The organism is Catenulispora acidiphila DSM 44928 (genome assembly GCF_000024025.1).
GTDB classification, from domain to species: Bacteria; Actinomycetota; Actinomycetes; order Streptomycetales; family Catenulisporaceae; genus Catenulispora; species Catenulispora acidiphila.
Map to the genome: position 1 here is coordinate 2,133,608 of NC_013131.1, position 16,203 is coordinate 2,149,810.

At 71.4% G+C, this 16,203-nt stretch carries 13 protein-coding genes and 1 riboswitch; of the genes, 6 read left to right on the forward strand and 7 right to left on the reverse strand.

What is annotated here, in order from left to right:
• Window positions 1-64 precede the first annotated feature (64 nt).
• Window positions 65-667 carry a nucleotidyltransferase family protein gene (locus CACI_RS09375; RefSeq protein WP_012786095.1) on the forward strand — a complete coding sequence of 201 codons (603 nt, stop codon included), beginning with the start codon at window positions 65-67 and terminating at the stop codon, window positions 665-667.
• Here CACI_RS09375 and CACI_RS09380 read toward each other — a convergent pair.
• The 3 genes from CACI_RS09380 to CACI_RS09390 form a co-directional block, all read right to left on the reverse strand.
• On the reverse strand, window positions 657-1,220 hold the full coding sequence (locus tag CACI_RS09380) for a DUF1707 SHOCT-like domain-containing protein (protein WP_012786096.1): 564 nt from the start codon (window positions 1,218-1,220) through the stop codon (window positions 657-659). The genes CACI_RS09375 and CACI_RS09380 overlap by 11 nt on opposite strands.
• Window positions 1,221-1,327: 107 nt before the next feature.
• Window positions 1,328-2,509, reverse strand: a complete 1,182-nt coding sequence (locus tag CACI_RS09385) for an alpha/beta hydrolase family protein (RefSeq protein WP_012786097.1) — start codon at window positions 2,507-2,509, stop codon at window positions 1,328-1,330.
• A 536-nt stretch (window positions 2,510-3,045) separates the two neighbouring features.
• Window positions 3,046-3,981, reverse strand: a complete 936-nt coding sequence (locus CACI_RS09390; protein WP_012786098.1) for an ADP-ribosylglycohydrolase family protein — start codon at window positions 3,979-3,981, stop codon at window positions 3,046-3,048.
• Between the two features lie 35 nt (window positions 3,982-4,016).
• Between CACI_RS09390 and CACI_RS09395 the strand changes: the two genes are divergently transcribed.
• Both CACI_RS09395 and CACI_RS09400 read left to right on the forward strand, forming a co-directional pair.
• Window positions 4,017-5,213 carry a M48 family metallopeptidase gene (locus CACI_RS09395; RefSeq protein ID WP_012786099.1) on the forward strand — a complete coding sequence of 399 codons (1,197 nt, stop codon included), beginning with the start codon at window positions 4,017-4,019 and terminating at the stop codon, window positions 5,211-5,213.
• A gap of 49 nt (window positions 5,214-5,262) precedes the next feature.
• The gene (locus CACI_RS09400) at window positions 5,263-5,664 is read left to right on the forward strand and encodes an SHOCT domain-containing protein (protein ID WP_012786100.1); all 402 of its coding nucleotides are present in this window, start codon (window positions 5,263-5,265) and stop codon (window positions 5,662-5,664) included.
• On the opposite strand, the gene CACI_RS09405 is transcribed toward CACI_RS09400, so the two are convergent.
• The 3 genes from CACI_RS09405 to CACI_RS09415 form a co-directional block, all read right to left on the reverse strand.
• Complete coding sequence (locus CACI_RS09405) at window positions 5,661-6,287, reverse strand: nucleoside/nucleotide kinase family protein (RefSeq protein WP_012786101.1); 627 nt, start codon at window positions 6,285-6,287, stop codon at window positions 5,661-5,663. The genes CACI_RS09400 and CACI_RS09405 overlap by 4 nt on opposite strands.
• A complete protein-coding gene (locus CACI_RS09410) occupies window positions 6,287-8,872 on the reverse strand; it encodes an ABC transporter permease (protein ID WP_012786102.1) in 2,586 nt (861 codons plus the stop codon). The genes CACI_RS09405 and CACI_RS09410 overlap by 1 nt, the downstream gene beginning before the upstream one ends.
• Before the next feature lie 136 nt (window positions 8,873-9,008).
• Window positions 9,009-10,217 carry a cation:proton antiporter gene (locus tag CACI_RS09415; RefSeq protein WP_012786103.1) on the reverse strand — a complete coding sequence of 403 codons (1,209 nt, stop codon included), beginning with the start codon at window positions 10,215-10,217 and terminating at the stop codon, window positions 9,009-9,011.
• A 136-nt stretch (window positions 10,218-10,353) separates the two neighbouring features.
• Between CACI_RS09415 and CACI_RS09420 the strand changes: the two genes are divergently transcribed.
• Window positions 10,354-10,830, forward strand: a complete 477-nt coding sequence (locus tag CACI_RS09420) for a type II toxin-antitoxin system PemK/MazF family toxin (protein WP_012786104.1) — start codon at window positions 10,354-10,356, stop codon at window positions 10,828-10,830.
• Window positions 10,831-10,938: 108 nt separating this feature from the next.
• On the opposite strand, the gene CACI_RS09425 is transcribed toward CACI_RS09420, so the two are convergent.
• Window positions 10,939-11,853 carry a transglycosylase SLT domain-containing protein gene (locus tag CACI_RS09425; RefSeq protein ID WP_012786105.1) on the reverse strand — a complete coding sequence of 305 codons (915 nt, stop codon included), beginning with the start codon at window positions 11,851-11,853 and terminating at the stop codon, window positions 10,939-10,941.
• Window positions 11,854-11,865: 12 nt separating this feature from the next.
• A riboswitch (cyclic di-AMP (ydaO/yuaA leader) is annotated at window positions 11,866-12,018 on the reverse strand.
• Between the two features lie 262 nt (window positions 12,019-12,280).
• Here CACI_RS09425 and CACI_RS45320 point away from each other — a divergent pair.
• Together CACI_RS45320 and CACI_RS09435 are read left to right on the forward strand one after the other, a co-directional pair.
• Complete coding sequence (locus tag CACI_RS45320) at window positions 12,281-15,325, forward strand: helix-turn-helix transcriptional regulator (RefSeq protein ID WP_049871524.1); 3,045 nt, start codon at window positions 12,281-12,283, stop codon at window positions 15,323-15,325.
• Window positions 15,326-15,474: 149 nt separating this feature from the next.
• Window positions 15,475-16,191: a DsbA family oxidoreductase gene (locus tag CACI_RS09435; RefSeq protein WP_012786107.1), complete on the forward strand. Its 717-nt coding sequence runs from the start codon at window positions 15,475-15,477 to the stop codon at window positions 16,189-16,191.
• Window positions 16,192-16,203 lie beyond the last annotated feature (12 nt).

Consider the following 16,203-nt stretch of genomic DNA (forward strand, 5'->3'; position numbering starts at 1 on the left):
GACCGAGGTCGGACGAGATGCGGACCAGCGCCATGCGATCGCAGAGATCTGAGATCATCGTCCGATGAGTGCTGCCTCCCGCAGACGCCCATCCGGCGCGGCCCAGCCCCCGGTCGTCGGCGTCGTCCTCGCCGCCGGCGCCGCCACCCGCTTCGGCGGTGGCAAAGCCGTCGCGCGCTTCCAGGGCGAACGGCTCGTGGACCGCGCCGTCGCGACGCTGACCGCCGGCGGCTGCGATCGCGTGCTGGTCGTCGTCGGCGCGCTGGACGTCGGCGCCGTGCACCACGCGATCCTCGTCCTGAACCCGGACTGGACCACCGGCATGGGCAGCTCGCTGCACGCCGGGCTGTTCGCGGCGCGCGACGCCGCAGCGGTCGTGGTGACCCTCGTCGACCAGCCGCTCATCGGCGCCGCGGCGGTGAAGCGGCTCATCGCGGCTTGGCGCGACGGCGCTCCGATCGCCGTCGCGACGTATGACGGACGCCGCGCGCATCCGGTCCTGTTCGGGCGCGAAGCCGTCGCCGACGTGCTGCCCACGCTCACCGGCGACGCCGGAGCCCGCGCGTTCCTCGCCGAGCGCACGGACGTCGTCGCCGTGGACTGCACCGACACCGGCCGTCCCGACGACGTCGACACCGTCGAAGCGCTGCGCCGCCTCAGCCCGTAGGCGGAAGCTGGCGCCGCTGCTTCTCCCAGCGCGCCCGCCGCGCCTGCACGACCGGCGCCGAGATGCCGAACAGCGCGGCGCCGGCCGGTCCGGCCACCCACAGCGGCCACGGGTACGGGAACGACGCGGTGGTCAGGCCGAGGAGCACCCAGACCACGACGTTGATCGCGACCGCCGCGGACAGGATCGTCCACAACACCTTCAGCCCGCCCGGCAGGTCGACGTAGGCGCCGCTGATGCCCGGGTGCGGGGTCGGCGGCGGGGCGGGCGGCGGCGTGGGGACGAGGTACACCGGGTGCGGCTGCGGAGCCGGAGCCGGAGCGGGGGGCGTGGGGATCGGCGCTGGCGCGTAGTACGGAGCCGCGGGTGCGGGCGGTGTGTGCGCGCCGCCTCGCGGGAGGTCGTCGTGCAGCAGCTCGAGATCCCCGATGGTGACGGCTTCGTACGCCTTCTCCATTCGTTCGACGTACTCGTCCATCTTCAGCCGGCCGTCGTCGAGGGCCTGCTTGAGCACCTCGACCACTTCCTGCCGCTCGGAATCCGAGACGCGCATGCGGTGCCTCCGGTCCCCGTCCGCGTGGCTTTCGCGATTGTCCACCATGCAAATCCCCCAACCGGTCCGGCCCCGATGAGGCCCCGCAACCCCTGTTGCAGGAAAGCCTAGTACTGGAAGAGCACGTCCGGGTTGGCCGGCGTCGGGCCGTCCAGCAGCGGCTGGTGGATTCCCTTCAGGCTCTGGTCGAGGAACGCGGTCACGTACTCCCGGGTGATCACGGTGCCGCGCAGCGGGTCGATGCCGGGCGGCTCGGGGATGTTGGCTTCCTGCGCGAGCAGCGGGATGTCGGTGAAAGTGGCGTGGTTGCTGTCGGCAACGTCCAGCCAGCGCTTGTAGCCGCCGAGGTTCGCATAGGTCTGAGTCCACGTCGGGTCCCCGACCGAGTGGCTCATCATGAGGTAGGGACGGGTGATCTGACCGGCGGCCGGGACCGGGAAGAACGTGCCGTCCAGGTTCACCCCGGCGCGCACCCGCGGATCGGCGATCATCGTGTCGACCGTCGCCGCCCCGCCGAGCGAGTGCCCCGCCATGGCGATGCTGTGCTTGTCGATCAGATCGCTCAGCCGCCACGCGCAATCACCGCGCGTCAGCTGGTCGATGACGAAGGACACGTCCTTGGCGCGGCTGGCCGCGATGGCGTCCGGCACCGGCGCCGTCGGACTGCTGCCGTCGCAGATCGCGCACGGCGGCGTCTGCCCGTCCGCCAGCGTCTCGCCGCTGTCCTCGTAGGTGTGGCCCACGAGCGCCACGACATATCCATGGCTCGCCAACTCGGTCGCCAGCGACGTGAGCGTCATCCGCGGATTCTCGAACCCGGGCGAGAGCACGACGAGCGGATACTTCCCACGCACCGCGCGAGCGTTGTCATAGGCATGCGTGGTGACCGCGGACAACTCCTGCGTCGTGATACCCGAATTCGGCGGCACCCGGTACTGAATGAACCCAGCCGCCTCAGCGAGCGTCATATAAGGAGCCTGAGTCCCGGACCCGGCAACCGCCGGATAGAACATGGACACCGCGAGCTGCCGCGCCCCAGCCGAGGGCACCCACGGATCCGGACGACTCCAGTCGGTGAGATGGATGACCTCCTCCCCGGCAGCGAAGCGCCCGGTCGGCGCGGGGAGCGACCCTTGGAAGACGGGAGCGGCGGCGGTGGTGGTCGAGGTGGTCGAGGTGGTCGAAGTGGTCGAAGTGGTCGAAGTGGTCGCCATCGCGGCGCCAGTCGTGGCGACGGACGCGGCGAGAGCCAGGACAGCGATGACGCTGATACGACGATGAAGTGCCATGCCCCCGACGCTATGACGAGCACACCGACCGCCGAATCAACCCACGGACGGGCATCCTCGAACCCTGTCATCCGACAGACGGACGCCCCTCATCCGACGGAACGACACCCTGCGGCGCGCCCTCCCCGGCGAGCCCACGATCCTGTCGTTTCTGCTCAGCATCGGAGGCGGAAGCGCCACCCTGGTCGGCGCCATGGTCATCATCCTCGGCTGAGCCGCGCTAGCCGGCACACTCTGGCAGCGCCTGCGCCAACTCCAGCCAGCTCCGAGATGCCGAAGCGCGTCACCCTCGGCATGCCCCACCGCTGAGCCGCGCTATCCGACCCACTCCGGCAGCGCCTCCGCCGCCTCCAGCCATCGCGCCGATCCCGGAGTGCGCCGCCTCGGCGATCGGAGCTGTTCTCGCACTACCCGACCCACTCCGGCGGCGCCTCCGCCAACTCCAGCCATCGCGCGACCCCGGAGCGCGCCGCCTCGGCGGTCGGTGGGCCGTTCGGGTCGGCGCCGTCGCCATCCTTTCCGGAGCTGTTCTCGCCTTACCCGACCCACTCCGGCAGCGCCTCCGCCAACTCCAGCCAGCGCGCCGGGACGCCGCGCAGTCCGGTCCGCGCTGCGACGATCCCGCCGGTGATGGCGCAGGTGGTGTCCACGTCGCCGAGGCCTTCGGCGGTGGTCCACAGGGCGTCGGTCAGGTTGTCGAGGTGGTGGGCCGCGCTCCAGATGGCGAATGGGGCGGTGTCGCTCGCGCGGATGCGTTGGCCGCTGCCGAGGATGTCCGAGGCCTGCCACGCTGGGGTATCCGGGGGGAGGTCGGCGGCGCGGAGTAGTCCGTCGTGGATGATGCCGGCCGGGGTCAGCTCCGCGGTCGCCGTCAGGAAGGCGTGCGGGTCAAGTGCCGGGCTGTCACCCGCCGCATCCGAACTCCCTGCTGCCAAAGCCGCCGCTGCCGCGACCGCCACGCCGCCCGCGATGCCCTCCGGATGCGCGTGCGTGACCTCCGCCGCCAGCGCCGCCTGGGCCGCGGCCGCCTCCGGATCCCGCCGGAACCACGCGCCGAGCGGCGCAGCGCGCATCGCCGCGCCGTTGCCCAGGCTGCCCTCGCCGTCGAACAGGGTTCGTGCATACGTCGCCCAGTTTCCCGGGTCCTCGCCGAGCTTCGGCAGTAGCTGGTGCATCCCGTGCCCGAAGCCCCGGTAGGGATCGGAGGTGTACATCGCGGCGAACGAGATCGCCAGCTCCTGCTGCTCCACCGCGCCGTGCTCCGTCAGCACGCGCAGCAGTGCCAGCGCCATGGCCGTGTCATCGGTCCAGTGCCACGGCTCGTCCCCGGGCGTCGTCCGATGGCGGATCATGTCGATCGCCTCGCGCTTCTTGCGGAAGAACCAGCGCTCCCCGAAGCCGTCGCCGAGTGCGAGTCCCCGCAGGCTGGCGAAGGCGGCCGTGGCGTCTGGTGTTTCAGCAGCGTCGGACATGCGCTCAAGGTACTTGGGCGGAGCACACTGGACACGTGGATTACGCCGCCCAGGACTTCACCCCCGAGCAGATCGAGCGTGCGCGCGCCTATAAGCGCAGCGTCCGGCCTCTGCGCATCATCTCGACCATTCTCGGTCTGGCCGTCCCCCTGGTCCTCGGCCTCACTCCGGCCGGCGCGGGGCTGGTCAGAGTGGCCGGTGACGTCGCCGGCGGCGGTTGGGTCGCCCGCGCGCTGCTCGGCAGCGTCGCGCTGTCGCTGCTCGGGCTGGTGCTCCGCCTGCCGCTGAGCATGTGGAGCGAGACCGTCAGCCGTCGCTGGGGTCTGTCGAAGCGCGGTTGGGGACTGTTCGCTGCCGACACCGCCAAGGGATTCCTCATCGGCGTCGTGCTCACCGCGGCGGCGATCGGTGCTCTCTATGCGCTCATGCGCCACGCCGGAGACGCGTGGTGGGTGTGGGCCGCGCTGGCCGCCGCGCTGCTGGCGCTGCTGGGCTCGTTCATCATGCCGGTGCTGATCGAGCCGCTGTTCAACAAGTTCAAGCCGCTGCCCGACGGTCCGCTGCGCGAGCGGCTGATGGCGCTGGTCGAGCAGTCCGGCGTGCCGGTCAAGGACATCCTCGTCAGCGACAGCTCCCGGCGCACCACCGCCGCCAACGCCTACGTCTCCGGCCTCGGCAAGACCCGCCGCCTGGTCGTGTGGGACACCACCACCGACAGCCTGGACACCGGCGAGGTCGCCGCGATCGCCGCCCACGAACTCGGCCACGCCGCCCGGCGCGACGTGCTGACCGGCACCGTCTTCGGCGCGGTCGGCGCGGCGCTGGGCGTCGCGGTCCTGGCGGCGGCGCTGCACTGGTCGCCGCTGCTCGACGCCGCCGGGGTGGACCACGCCGAGGACCCGCGCTCGCAAGCACTGGTCCGCGCCGTACTGGTGCTGATCGGCCTGATCGGCGAGCCCTGGGGACTGGCATACAGCCGCTATATCGAAGGACGCGCAGACGGGTACGCCCTCGACCTGTTCCGCGACCCCGACACCATCGTGCGCATGGAACGCGCGCTCGCCGTCCAGAACATCGCAGACCTGGAACCTCGCCGCTGGGAAGTCCTGCTGCGCTACACCCACCCGCCGATCCCGGCACGCATCGCGCACGCGCGCGGCTGGGCGGCGCAAACAGGGGTCGCAATTCCTAAGCCGCTTTCAGCGCCGTCTAAGGATCCGGGCGCACCTTAGGACTGGGACACAGAGTGAGCAGTGCGAGAACCATAAGGAGGTGGAACCCATGTATCCCCGACCTTTCTACGGTCCCGGACGCCATGTTCACGAGGGCCTCGGTTGGGGTGGCTGGGTGCTGTGGGTGTTGTTCATGGTCGCGCTGTGGGCGTTGGTCATCATGGCGGTCGTGTGGTTGGTGCGCAGCTTCACGCATCGCGGACCGGTGACGGCCCAGCGCGGTATGAGACTCCCCGGCGGCCCGCCGGCGTGGAGCTCGGGCGGGACGGGGACGGTCCCGGCCGAGCAGATCCTGGCAGAGCGGTTCGCCCACGGGCAGATCGACGAGAACGAGTACCGATCCCGGCTCGACGTGTTGCGCGGGAACCGTCCGGCGGCGCAGACCGCACCGCCGGCGCCGCCCCAGCCGTCGCAGCCGCCCGAGCCGCCCGAACCACCGGGTGAGGGCTAGAAGAACAGCAAAGCCGGATGCCGTGGGTCGTCCATCCGTGCCGTCAGGGACGCGGCACGCGATGGATCGGCCTCGGCGTCATACCGCGCATACGCGGGCAGCGTCCACGCCATCTCCTCCGGCGTGCGGCGCTTCAGTGCGCCGGCGGACAGCCACAGATGCACCTCGACGTCGAACGGCAGCCCGATCCCCATTAGGAACGTGCCCTCGACGATCAGCACCCCGCCCGGCGGCAGCTCGACATACAGCGCGCGGCTGGCGCGATCACGCGCGGCGTCCCACAGCGTGGGGAGCACGCGCCCCGAACCGCCCGGTCCCAGCGGATCGAACACCTCGCGTCGCATCCCCTTGAGATCCAGCCACTCGGCGTAGAAGACATCCGGATCCTCGCGACCGTGCTCCAACCGCAGCGATCGCGGACGCAGGAAGTCGCCCGCCGAGATCCGCAGCGTCGGACGCCCCGCATCGGCCAGGACCGCCTCGACCGCCGCCGCCACCTCGGACGTCCCGGCGCCCGGCGCGCCGTCGATCGCCAACCGTGTCCACGGATTCGGCTCGTGCGCGCTCACCAGACCCGCGATCCGTTCAGCCAGCCGCTCCGGCGAAATGGGCTCGGCGCGCATCAGGAATCCGCGATCGCCGCGACGATCGACACCGAAGCCGCGCGCCGCCCCGGCAGCACCGAGGCCGCAAGCCCGGCCACCGCAGCCAGCAGCACGTACCCGACCAGCGTGAACACCGGCACCGACAACACCGCGCCGCCCTCGACCCGCCCGATCAACGACTCCAGCGCCGCGGCGATCCCGACCCCCAGCGCCACCCCCATCAGCGCGCCGACCGCCGACATCAGCACCGCCTCCACCGACAACATCCGCCGCATCTGCCCGCGCGAGAGTCCCAGGGCGCGCAACAGCGCCGACTCCCGCGTGCGCTCCACGACCGACAGCGACAGCGTGTTGGCGATGCCCAGCACCGCGATCACCACCGCGAGCCCCAGCATCGCGGTGAACAGCTGCAGCGTCGCGTCCGCGCTGCCGGTCAGCGAGTTCTTCTTCTCCGCCAGGCTCCCGGTGTGCAGGAACGGGTACTGCGACACCACCGAGTCGACCGCCCTGCGGGAGGTGGGTGTCGGGACGCCCGGCGCGGCCAGGATGCGGACCTGGGTGTCGCCGAGCGGCTTGAACGTCGCCAGGAACTGCGCGCGCGGCAGCAGCACGTCGTACCAGTCGATGCCGTAGCCGGTGAAGACCTGGTAGATCACCGCGACCTTGCCGGTCAGCGGACCGGACTGCGGCGTCTGCACCGTGATGGTGTCGCCGACCTTCACGTGCTGGGCGTCGGCCGTCTCGTTCGACAGCGCGACCGTGCCGGGCCCGAAGTCCGCCAGCGAGCCGGACTTCACCACCGGCTTGAACAGCGTGCCGTACGCCGAGGACTCGACCGCGCCGACGTCGACCGAGGTCCCGTTCAGCGCCGCCTTGGTCCCGTCCACCGCCGCCACCTGCGCCAGCTGTGGCTTGGCGCGCAGTTGGCCGGTGACCTGGAACGGCACCATCTGCCCGGAGCCCGGCGGGTCCACGGAGTAGTCATAGGGGTTGTGCGAGTCGATCCACTGCGCCTGGGTCACCGTCACCGAGTCCTGCGTCACCGTGAACAGCGACATCAGCGTCACGCCGATGGTCAGCGCGGCGGTGGTCGCCGCGACCCGGCCGGGATTGCGGCGCGCGTTGGAGCCGGCGAGCTTGGTCGGCGTGCCGAAGAACCGGCCCGGCAGCCAGCCCAGGGCCCAGATCATCGGCCCGACGATCAGCGGTCCGGCGACGATCAGCGCCGCGAAGACCAACCCGCCGCCGCCCCCGATCAGCTGCACGCCGCCGAGCAGATCGTGCTGCCCGGTGCCCAGCGCCGCCACCGCGATCCCGGCGATCCCGAGCGCGACGGCGACCAGCAGGCGGGTCCGGCCGATCCGCCCCGAGGCGGTCTTCACCTCCTGCTGTGTGCGCAGCGCCTCGATCGGCGGCACGTTCGTCGCGGCGCGCGCCGGCAGCACCGCCGAGACGATGGTGACCACGAACCCGACCGCCATGCCCAGCGCGATCACCCCGCCGGACACCACGATCCCGCCGGGCGGCAGCTTGGTCGAGGTCGTCGCCGCGACCACCGCGTGCAGCCCTTGCGCCACGCCGATCCCGGCCAGCACGCCCAAGGCCGAACCGACCAGCCCGACCAGCGCCGCCTCGGCGACCGTCGCGCCGAACACCTGCCCCTTGCCGGCGCCGATGCAGCGCAACAGCGCGACCTGCCGGATCCGCTGGGCCACCAGGATCGTGAACGTGTTGTAGATGACGAACGCCGCGACCAGCAGCGCGACGCCCCCGAAGACCTCCAGGATCTGCGGGACGTTCCCGGCGATCGAGGCGCGGTGCTCCAGCACGGCCTTGGTGTACTGCGCTCCGGTCAGGACGGTGAACTGCGGATCGCTGCCCAGCGCGGCAGCGGCCTCGGAGGCCAAATGCTGCTGCGAGGCGCCGGCCTTGGCGCGCAGGTCGATCTCGTCGTAGCTGACCTTGCCGGTGACCTGCAACACGACCTGCGGCAGCATCCCGACCAGAGTCCAGCCGTTGGCGCGGTTGTCGACGCCGTACTCGGCGATGCCGGCCAGCCGGAAGCTGCGGACCGTCGAGTCGTGGCCGACGACCCGGATCGTCTCCCCGACGTGCAGCTTGTGCTCGTCGGCGGTGTCCTTGTCGACGACCGCGTCGTCGGGCCCGGTCGGTCCCGTGCCGGCGACGACGGTCCCGGGGAACAGCGCCGGGTCGGCGGGGAAGGCGACGGCGTAGCCCGTGAGCCCGTCGGTGCGCATCGCCTGGCCATTCGCGTCCAGCAGCGGCGCCGGTCCCTTGACCTGGCCACTGACCACGGCGTCGGCGCCGACGCGGGCCTGGATCTTCGCCGCGACCGACGGGGTGAGCCGGTACGGCAGCGTCGCCGGCGGGGTGGTGTTGGGGTAGACGGCCGAACCGGTCTGCTGGACCGCGGCGTCGATGTTCTGCGCGGCGCGCGCGTATCCGTAGTCGAACGCCTTGTTGATCGACCCCGACAGCAGGAACGTCCCGGTCACGAAAGCGATGCCCAGCACGATCGACAGGCAGGTCAGGGCCAGCCGCACCGCGTCGGCGCGCAGCCCGGCCAGCACTACCTTCGGCATGCGCACATCCTCCGTGGTCCTCCGGTGCGTCGGATCATCGTAACTATCCTCGTCGTTCCAGGGCGGGCCGCACATCGTCCGGTCGGAGGGGGCACATCCGGCCGGCGTCCGTCCACAGATGTACGCGCCGCGGTCCTCACCAGCTCTCGGCGGCTTCGCGCGGACCTTGCGGGGTCCGCCTGTCTCCGCTCACCTTCAGCGCCAGGAACGGATAGAGCAGCACCGACAGCATCCCGGCGCCGACCATCGCCGCGGCGCTGGAGGACTTCAGCGTGCCGCGCTCCACGCCGATCGCGGTGATGGCGACGATCAGCGGCAGACCGGTCGCCGCGTAGAGCGCGATCGCACGCCGGGCGCGGGTGCTCGTGCCCTCCGGCGCGGTCAGGAAGCTGGGCAGTCCGCGGGTGAGCAGGAACAGCGCCAGGAACAGCGGCACCAGGCCGAGCGTGGCCCAGTTCGAGGTCAGGGCCTTGAGATCGTAGCCGATCCCGGTGTCGATGAAGAACACCGGGATCAGGAAGCCGAACCCGATCGCCTCCAGCTTCGCGGTGACCCGCTCGGCGCGTTCCGGGTCGCCGCTGTGGAACAGGATCCGCATGATCACCCCGGCGGCGAACGCGCCGAGCAGCATGTCCACGCCGAGGGCGACGGTCGCCCCGATCATCGCGATCAACAGCGCGATGACCAGCCGGACGGCGAACTGCCCGGAGGTCTCCATGGTGACGTCGGCCAGCCGGTTCACCGCCGTGTGCTCGCCGCGCACCGCCACGACGATCCCGACGCCGGCGATCAGCGCGAACGCCGTCAGGTAGACTATCGCCTGGCCGGGCCTGCGGCCGTCCAGGAACAGCGTCATGGCGATGATCGGCGCGAACTCCCCGACCGCGCCGACCGCCGTCACCACGGTCCCCAGCGGCGTGCCGATCTCGCCGGCGTCGCGCAGCACCGGCAGGATCGTGCCGAGCGCGGTGGTGCTCAACGCGATGCCGACGATGACGCCGCTCTTGGCCGAGGGCGCCAGGACCAGCCCGATCCCGACGCCGATCACCACCGACATCACCCAGCCCAGCAGCGCGCGGGACAGCGGGCCGCCGCGCAGCCGGGCGAAGTCGATCTCGTAGCCGGCCATGAAGAACAGCATCGCCAGACCGAACTGGGACAGCGCGTGCACGTAGTCGTCGTCGTGGGCCCAGCCGAGTACGTCCGGGCCGACCAGGATGCCGAGCACGATCTCGAACACGACCAGCGGCACCGGCGCCTTGCGGCCCGCCAGATCGGCCAGCGGCGGCGCCAGCACGGCGATCACGGCCACCAGCAGCAGCGTCGACAGGGAGTGCGTGCTCACACAGGGGATTGTCCGGGCGGGCGCGGCGCCGGACCGGGAGCGTGGACGGCGCCGCGCGGCGTTCACTCGGAAGGCTCAGCGCGAACCACGACGCCGGTTGGCGAGGCCGTTCCTTCCTTTGGCATAGTTCGGCGCCATGGCAGAGCATGAGTACGAGAACGACCAGTGGGGGAACTCGCCCGGCCGGTTCCCGCCCTTCGATACCGTCGAGATCGACCCGCACAAGATCGGCGCGGTGCACACCGAGTGGGCGCCCGAGGAGGACCACCTGCCGGATCCCGGCGAGATCGTCTGGACCTGGGTCCCCTACGAGGAGCACGACGGCCGCGGCAAGGACCGCCCGGTGCTGCTGGTGGCGCGCGGCAAGGCGACCGGCAACTTCCTGGCGGTCAAGCTGACCAGCAAGCGGCACGGAGACGCCGAGAACTGGGTCAGCATCGGCACCGGCGGCTGGGACCGCGACGCGCGCGAGTCCTGGGCCGTGATCGACCGCGTGGTGCGGGTGCACCCCGAGGGCATCCGGCGCGAGGGCCACGCGCTGGACCGCGACGACTTCGACAACGTCATCGGCCACCTGCACAAGCGCTTCGGCTGGACCGGCGAGGGTTACTGAGCCGCGCCGGTGGCTCTATGGCCGAAGCCCCCGAGCGGGTCTCCGCTCGGGGGCTTTCGGTTGCCATGCAGTGGTCACGCAGATCTCACGCGGGGAACGCGGTACGGATCAGTACCCGTACCAGCAGGAACCGCCGCAGCGCGCCGCGACGACGGAGTCCAGCGAGCCGTAGACGGCCGCCGCGTAGCGGACGCCGGCGATGATGTTGTCCACCGGGTTGTAGATGTTGCCGTGGCCCGCCAGCGCGTAGGCGTTGAACGTCGGGGCGATGGTCTGCATCAGGCCGATCGAGGGGTGGCCGGCGGCGGCGTTGGAGTCCCAGCCGTTGGTGGCGCTCGGGTTGCCCGCCGACTCGTGCATCACGGTCTGGTAGATCGCGTTGTAGGAGACGTAGTACCCGTGGGAGTTCAGGATCGAGATGGCCTGCTTGATCCAGCCGTCCAGGTTGTTCGCGTAGGAGCTGGCCGAGGCCGAGGTGGTCGAGTAGCTCTGCGTCTGGGTGGTGGTCTTCTGCGTCGGCTGGGCCGGCTTCGCCGGGGCGGACTGCACGGCCGGCTTGGCCGCGGCCGGGGTCGCGGAGCCGTTGGGCAGGTTCAGGACCCAGCCGATCAGGATCAGGTTCGGGTCCTGCAGCTTGTGGCCGTCGGCCTGCGCCTTGCCGGTGTTGAGCTTGAAGATCTCCGGGTACTTGCTGCCGTCGCCGAGCTTGCTCTGGGCTATGCCGGACAGAGTGTCGCCGGGGCGGACGGTGTAGGTCGCGGCCTTGGGGGCGGCGGCGGCCTTCGGCGCGACGGCGGCGACGGGAGCGGCCTGCGCCGGAGCGGGAGCCGAGGCGGCGACCGCGGCGGCCACGGCCGAGGCCGGAGCCGGCGCCAGGGCCGGGGCGGCGGCGGGACGCGCGTGGGGGGTGGCGGCCAGGGCCGGAGCCGCCGAGGCGATGGAGGGGACGGCGACCGCGCCGAGAGCGGCGGCGGTCAGGGTCAGGCCGCGGGAACGGCGGCCGAGCACCAGGGGAGTGCGCATGTACGTGTTTTTTCTTCCTCTTTGACCGCCTACCGGGTTAGCTGACGGGTTCGGGCGAAAGAGGCTGCCCTACCACTTCTGGAAGCGGATTCACCCCATTGGGACGTGGGTCCCCGGTTCCCGTCCGGCGTTTTGCGCGCTTTTGGGATTCGGCGTAGGCGCCGGTGTCCCGATTTACGGGTCTAGGACCGGCGTACCTGGTGTGCGACCGTAGCGGGCGAACCTGGGGAAATGCACGCTGAGATGGTCACGAAAAGATAACAACGCGCTAGGTAGCTGCGCGTTCTATATCCAGTAATTGATTTAGACGGCGAGCGGAGGGGAGGAATCGGACATAAGGTATTTCGCCGTACGTCAGAGACGCTCCGTGCACGCGCCGGTACTTCGGACTCGCCAATACACCGCAGACGGGAGGACACTTCCTTGCGTGAAGGACGCACCAGCGATACTCGGCCGGCAGCAGACGCTCGAGAAATGCATGGCGGCGTTGGCCGCCGGCGGCGGGGTCCTGGTGAGCGGCCCGGCCGGAATCGGCAAATCGGCGTTGCTGGACGCGATCGGCTCGGCGTGCGCGGCCGCCGGGCAGCTGGTGCTGCGCAGCGCGTCGGCGGCGGCCGAGTCCTGGCTGCCCTATCTGGGCTTGTACGACCTGTTCTCCGACGCCGTCGCCTCCCGGCCCGAAGTCGTGCCCTACCACCTGCGCCCCGCCTTCGACGGCGTGCTGATGCGCACCGTCCCCGACGGCGCGGCCACCGACCAGCTGGCGATCCGCGTGGCGGTGGTCGAGGCGCTGCGCGCGCTGTCCGCCGAACGTCCGGTGCTGCTGATCCTGGACGACGTCAACTGCCTGGACTCGGCCACCGCCGAGGTCCTGGCCTTCGCCGTGCGCCGCCGCCAGGGCAGCCGCGTCCGGGTCCTGGCCGCCGAGCGGCTGTCGGAGGGACAGGAACCGACCTGGTGGGGGCTGCTGCCGGAGGACGCCGTCGAGATCGCCCTGGGCAACCTGCCCGGCCCGGTGGTCTCCGAACTGCTGCGGACCCGCCTCGGCCTGCGTCCCACGGACAAGCTGTCGCAACGGATCCGCGACGCCAGCGACGGAAACCCCTTCTACGCCTTGGAATTGGGACGCGCCGCCCTGCGTTCGGGAACGGTCGTCCAGCCCGGCGACCCGCTGCAGGTCCCCGAGCGCCTGCGCGGTCTGCTCGCCGACCGCCTGCACGCCCTGCCGCAGGCCGCCCGCGACGCGCTGCTGCTCATCTCGACGGCCGCGCGCCCGCCGCGCGAACTGCTCGCCGGCCACGAATGGGGACTGTCGCAGGCGCTGGCCTCCGGCATCATCGTCTCCGGCCGCGACCTGGAACCGCGCTTCGCACACCCGCTGCTGCGCGAGATCGTGTATGCGGACGCTGATTTAGAAGCCCGCCAGGAATGCCACGCCAAACTCGCCCACGCGCACGACGATCCGCTGGAGCGTGCGCGCCATCACGCTTTGGCGACATCGGAGGCCACCGAGGAGTTGGCCGCGGAGTTGGAGGAAGCGGCGCGGATCGCGGTGCACCGCGGGGCGCCGGGGACGGCCGCGGAGCTGTATCGGATGGCTGCGGAACGGACGCCGACGGCCGGCGGCGGCCGCGAAACCTCAACGCATGCCGACCCTGGCGCGCCAGTGGCGACCGAGACCGACACGGTGTCGGTTACTTCGACGGCGAACGGGTCGTCGGGGGTATCAGGAGTGTCGGGGGCGGCGGGGATATCGAGGGCGTCGGCGGGCTCGTCGGCGCATCCTTCCGGCTCCGGTGCGGCGAGCGATTCCGACGACCAGCCAGGAGATGCCGGCGATGCCGGCGGCACCGGCAGCGCTGACAGCCGCGATCTCGATGGCTCCTCTGCCGATCTCGGCGACTCTGCCTCCCAGCCCGGCGCCTCTGCTCCTCGCCTCGGCGACTCCGGCGCGCACCGCCTGCTCGAAGCCGCCCGCGCCGCCTTCGACGCCGGGCTGCCGCGCCAGGCGCGCGAGGCCGCCGAAGCGGTCGTGGCGGGTCCGGACCCGGCGTGCCGCGTCGGCGCGCGCCTGCTCCTGGTCGAGCTCGACGACGACATATCGGTGCAGGCCGCCCTGCTCGAAGCCGCGGAAGCCGACGCCGCCGGACGCCCGGACCTGCAGGCGCGCGTCAGCCTCCAGCGCGCCGACCACGCCTTCCGCTCCGGCTCCGTCGAGGCGGCGCTCGCCGCCCTGGCCCGCGCCGAGGAGTACGCCCTCACCACCGGCGACCGCAATCTGCGTGCCGAGTCCATAGCGATGCGCGTGCCGACCGAGATCCAGACCGACCCCGAGCGCGCCATCGAGTCGCTGGAGGAGGCCGAGGCCCTCGGCCTGGGCGGGGACCTGACCCTGCCGTCGATCGCGGTTCGCAAATCCCTGATCATCTGGTTCCTGCGTCGCGGCGACGTCGCCGACGCACTGGCCACCGCCGCCCGGCTGCGGGCCGACGTCGAGCGCGCCGGCCGGCTGCGCGACCTCGGCGACGTGCTGCACTTGGTGGCCTCGGTCAACGAACGCGCGGGCCTGTGCCGCCAGGCGCATGAAGCCGCGCTGCTGGGCAGCCGGCTGCGCGCCGAGACCGGTTCCTCCAGCGTGCAGGCGCTGATTCTCTCCGCCGCGGCGGAGCTGTCCAACGGCAGTGCGGAGGCTGCCGTGGACGTCGCTCAGCGCGCCATCGAGGCCGGCACCGCCTCCGGCGACTCGGAGTTCACCGGCTACGCGCACGCCTTCCTGGGCCGCGCCGAACTGCTTCTGGACCGCTCCTCGCAGGCCGCGCACCACCTGGCGCGCGGCAGGACCCTGATGCGCAACGTCGGCATGGTCGACCCCGCGACGTTCCTGGTCGACGCCGACCTCGCCGAGACCCTGGCCCGCTGCGGCTCCTTCGCCGCTGCCGACCGCATCCTCGACGAGGCGCAGGAAGCCGCGCGGCGTCTGGAACGCGACGTGGTGAAGCTCGGCCTGACCCGGGCCCGCCTCCTGCGCCACGGCCTGGCCGCCGACGCCCGCGAGGCGGCCGACCGCCTCCGCGCCGCCATCCCCACCGAACACCCCTATCCGCTGGAGATAGCCCGCGCCGAGGTCACCCTCGGCGAGCTGGAACGCCGTGCCCGACGCCGCGCTGCAGCCCGCACCGCGTGGGAATCGGCGGCGACCTCCTACGCGGCAGCCGGCTGCGGACCCTGGCTGCGCTTCGTCCAAGGCCGCCTGGCCCGCCTGGACACCCCGGCCGAACCTCTCAGCGCGACCGAACGCCAGATCGTGGAACTGGTCCGCTCCGGCGCCACGAACCGCCAGATAGCAGCCGCCCTCCAGGTCTCGGTGAAGGCGGTCGAAGGCAACCTGACCCGCCTGTTCCGCCGCTTCGGCGTCAGCAGCCGCGCCGAACTCGCCGGCGCCGAACCGGTGGCGCGCGTAGAGCACGTCTGAGGCGGAGACCGGCGTCACGTCGACCCCCGGAATTCTGCGAGGTAGTTCACCGTTAAACCAGTAGTGCGGGCCCAACCCCCTCCGGGCCCGCACGTTGACTTTGTCCAGGCTCGGGCCCCGCGAGCCGCCGAGTAATAGGAGAGACCGCCGTGCGCGTCGAGATCTGGAGTGACGTCGCCTGCCCCTGGTGCTACATCGGCAAGGCACGCTTCGAGCAGGGCCTGCAGGCCTTCGACCACAAGGACGACGTCGAAGTGGTCTTCCGCTCCTTCGAGCTGGACCCGCAGCGCGCCAAGGGCGACACCGTCCAGGTCCTGCCGATGCTGGCGGGCAAGTACGGCATGAGCATCGAGCAGGCCAAGCAGGCCGAGGCCCGCGTCGCCGCCAACGCCGCCGACGCCGGCCTGGGCTACCTGGCCGAGGGCCGCGACCACGGCAACACCTTCGACATCCACCGCGTCCTGCACTTCGCCAAGACCCGCGGCAAGCAGAACGAACTCCTGGACCTGGCCTACGAAGCGAACTTCGCCGACGAGCGCTCCATCTTCGACGACGACCGCCTCATCGAACTCGCCGTCAAAGCCGGCCTCGACGAAACCGAGGTCCGCACCGTCCTCGCCGACGCAACAGCCTTCGCCGCCGACGTCCGCGCCGACGAACAAGAAGCCCAAGCACTCGGCGCCAACGGCGTCCCCTTCTTCGTCCTCGACCGCAAGTTCGGCGTCTCCGGCGGCCAACCCGCCGAAGTCTTCACCCAAGCCCTCCAAGAGGCATGGGCAGCACACACCCCGGCACTGAAGCTCGTCGGCGAGGCGGCGTCTCCGGACGGCGCTGTGTGTGGACCGGACGGCTGCGAGATTCCGTAGAGGCAGAAGTTG

Coding starts and splice junctions, on each gene's coding strand:
- CACI_RS09380 (WP_012786096.1), bottom strand. CDS start 1,220: ATGCGCGTCTCGGATTCCGAGCGGCAGGAAGTGGTCGAGGTGCTCAAG.
- CACI_RS09405 (WP_012786101.1), bottom strand. CDS start 6,287: ATGCGCGCCGAGCCCATTTCGCCGGAGCGGCTGGCTGAACGGATCGCG.
- CACI_RS09390 (WP_012786098.1), bottom strand. CDS start 3,981: ATGTCCGACGCTGCTGAAACACCAGACGCCACGGCCGCCTTCGCCAGC.
- CACI_RS09375 (WP_012786095.1), top strand. CDS start 65: ATGAGTGCTGCCTCCCGCAGACGCCCATCCGGCGCGGCCCAGCCCCCG.
- CACI_RS09425 (WP_012786105.1), bottom strand. CDS start 11,853: ATGCGCACTCCCCTGGTGCTCGGCCGCCGTTCCCGCGGCCTGACCCTG.
- CACI_RS09400 (WP_012786100.1), top strand. CDS start 5,263: ATGTATCCCCGACCTTTCTACGGTCCCGGACGCCATGTTCACGAGGGC.
- CACI_RS09385 (WP_012786097.1), bottom strand. CDS start 2,509: ATGGCACTTCATCGTCGTATCAGCGTCATCGCTGTCCTGGCTCTCGCC.
- CACI_RS09410 (WP_012786102.1), bottom strand. CDS start 8,872: ATGCCGAAGGTAGTGCTGGCCGGGCTGCGCGCCGACGCGGTGCGGCTG.
- CACI_RS09420 (WP_012786104.1), top strand. CDS start 10,354: ATGGCAGAGCATGAGTACGAGAACGACCAGTGGGGGAACTCGCCCGGC.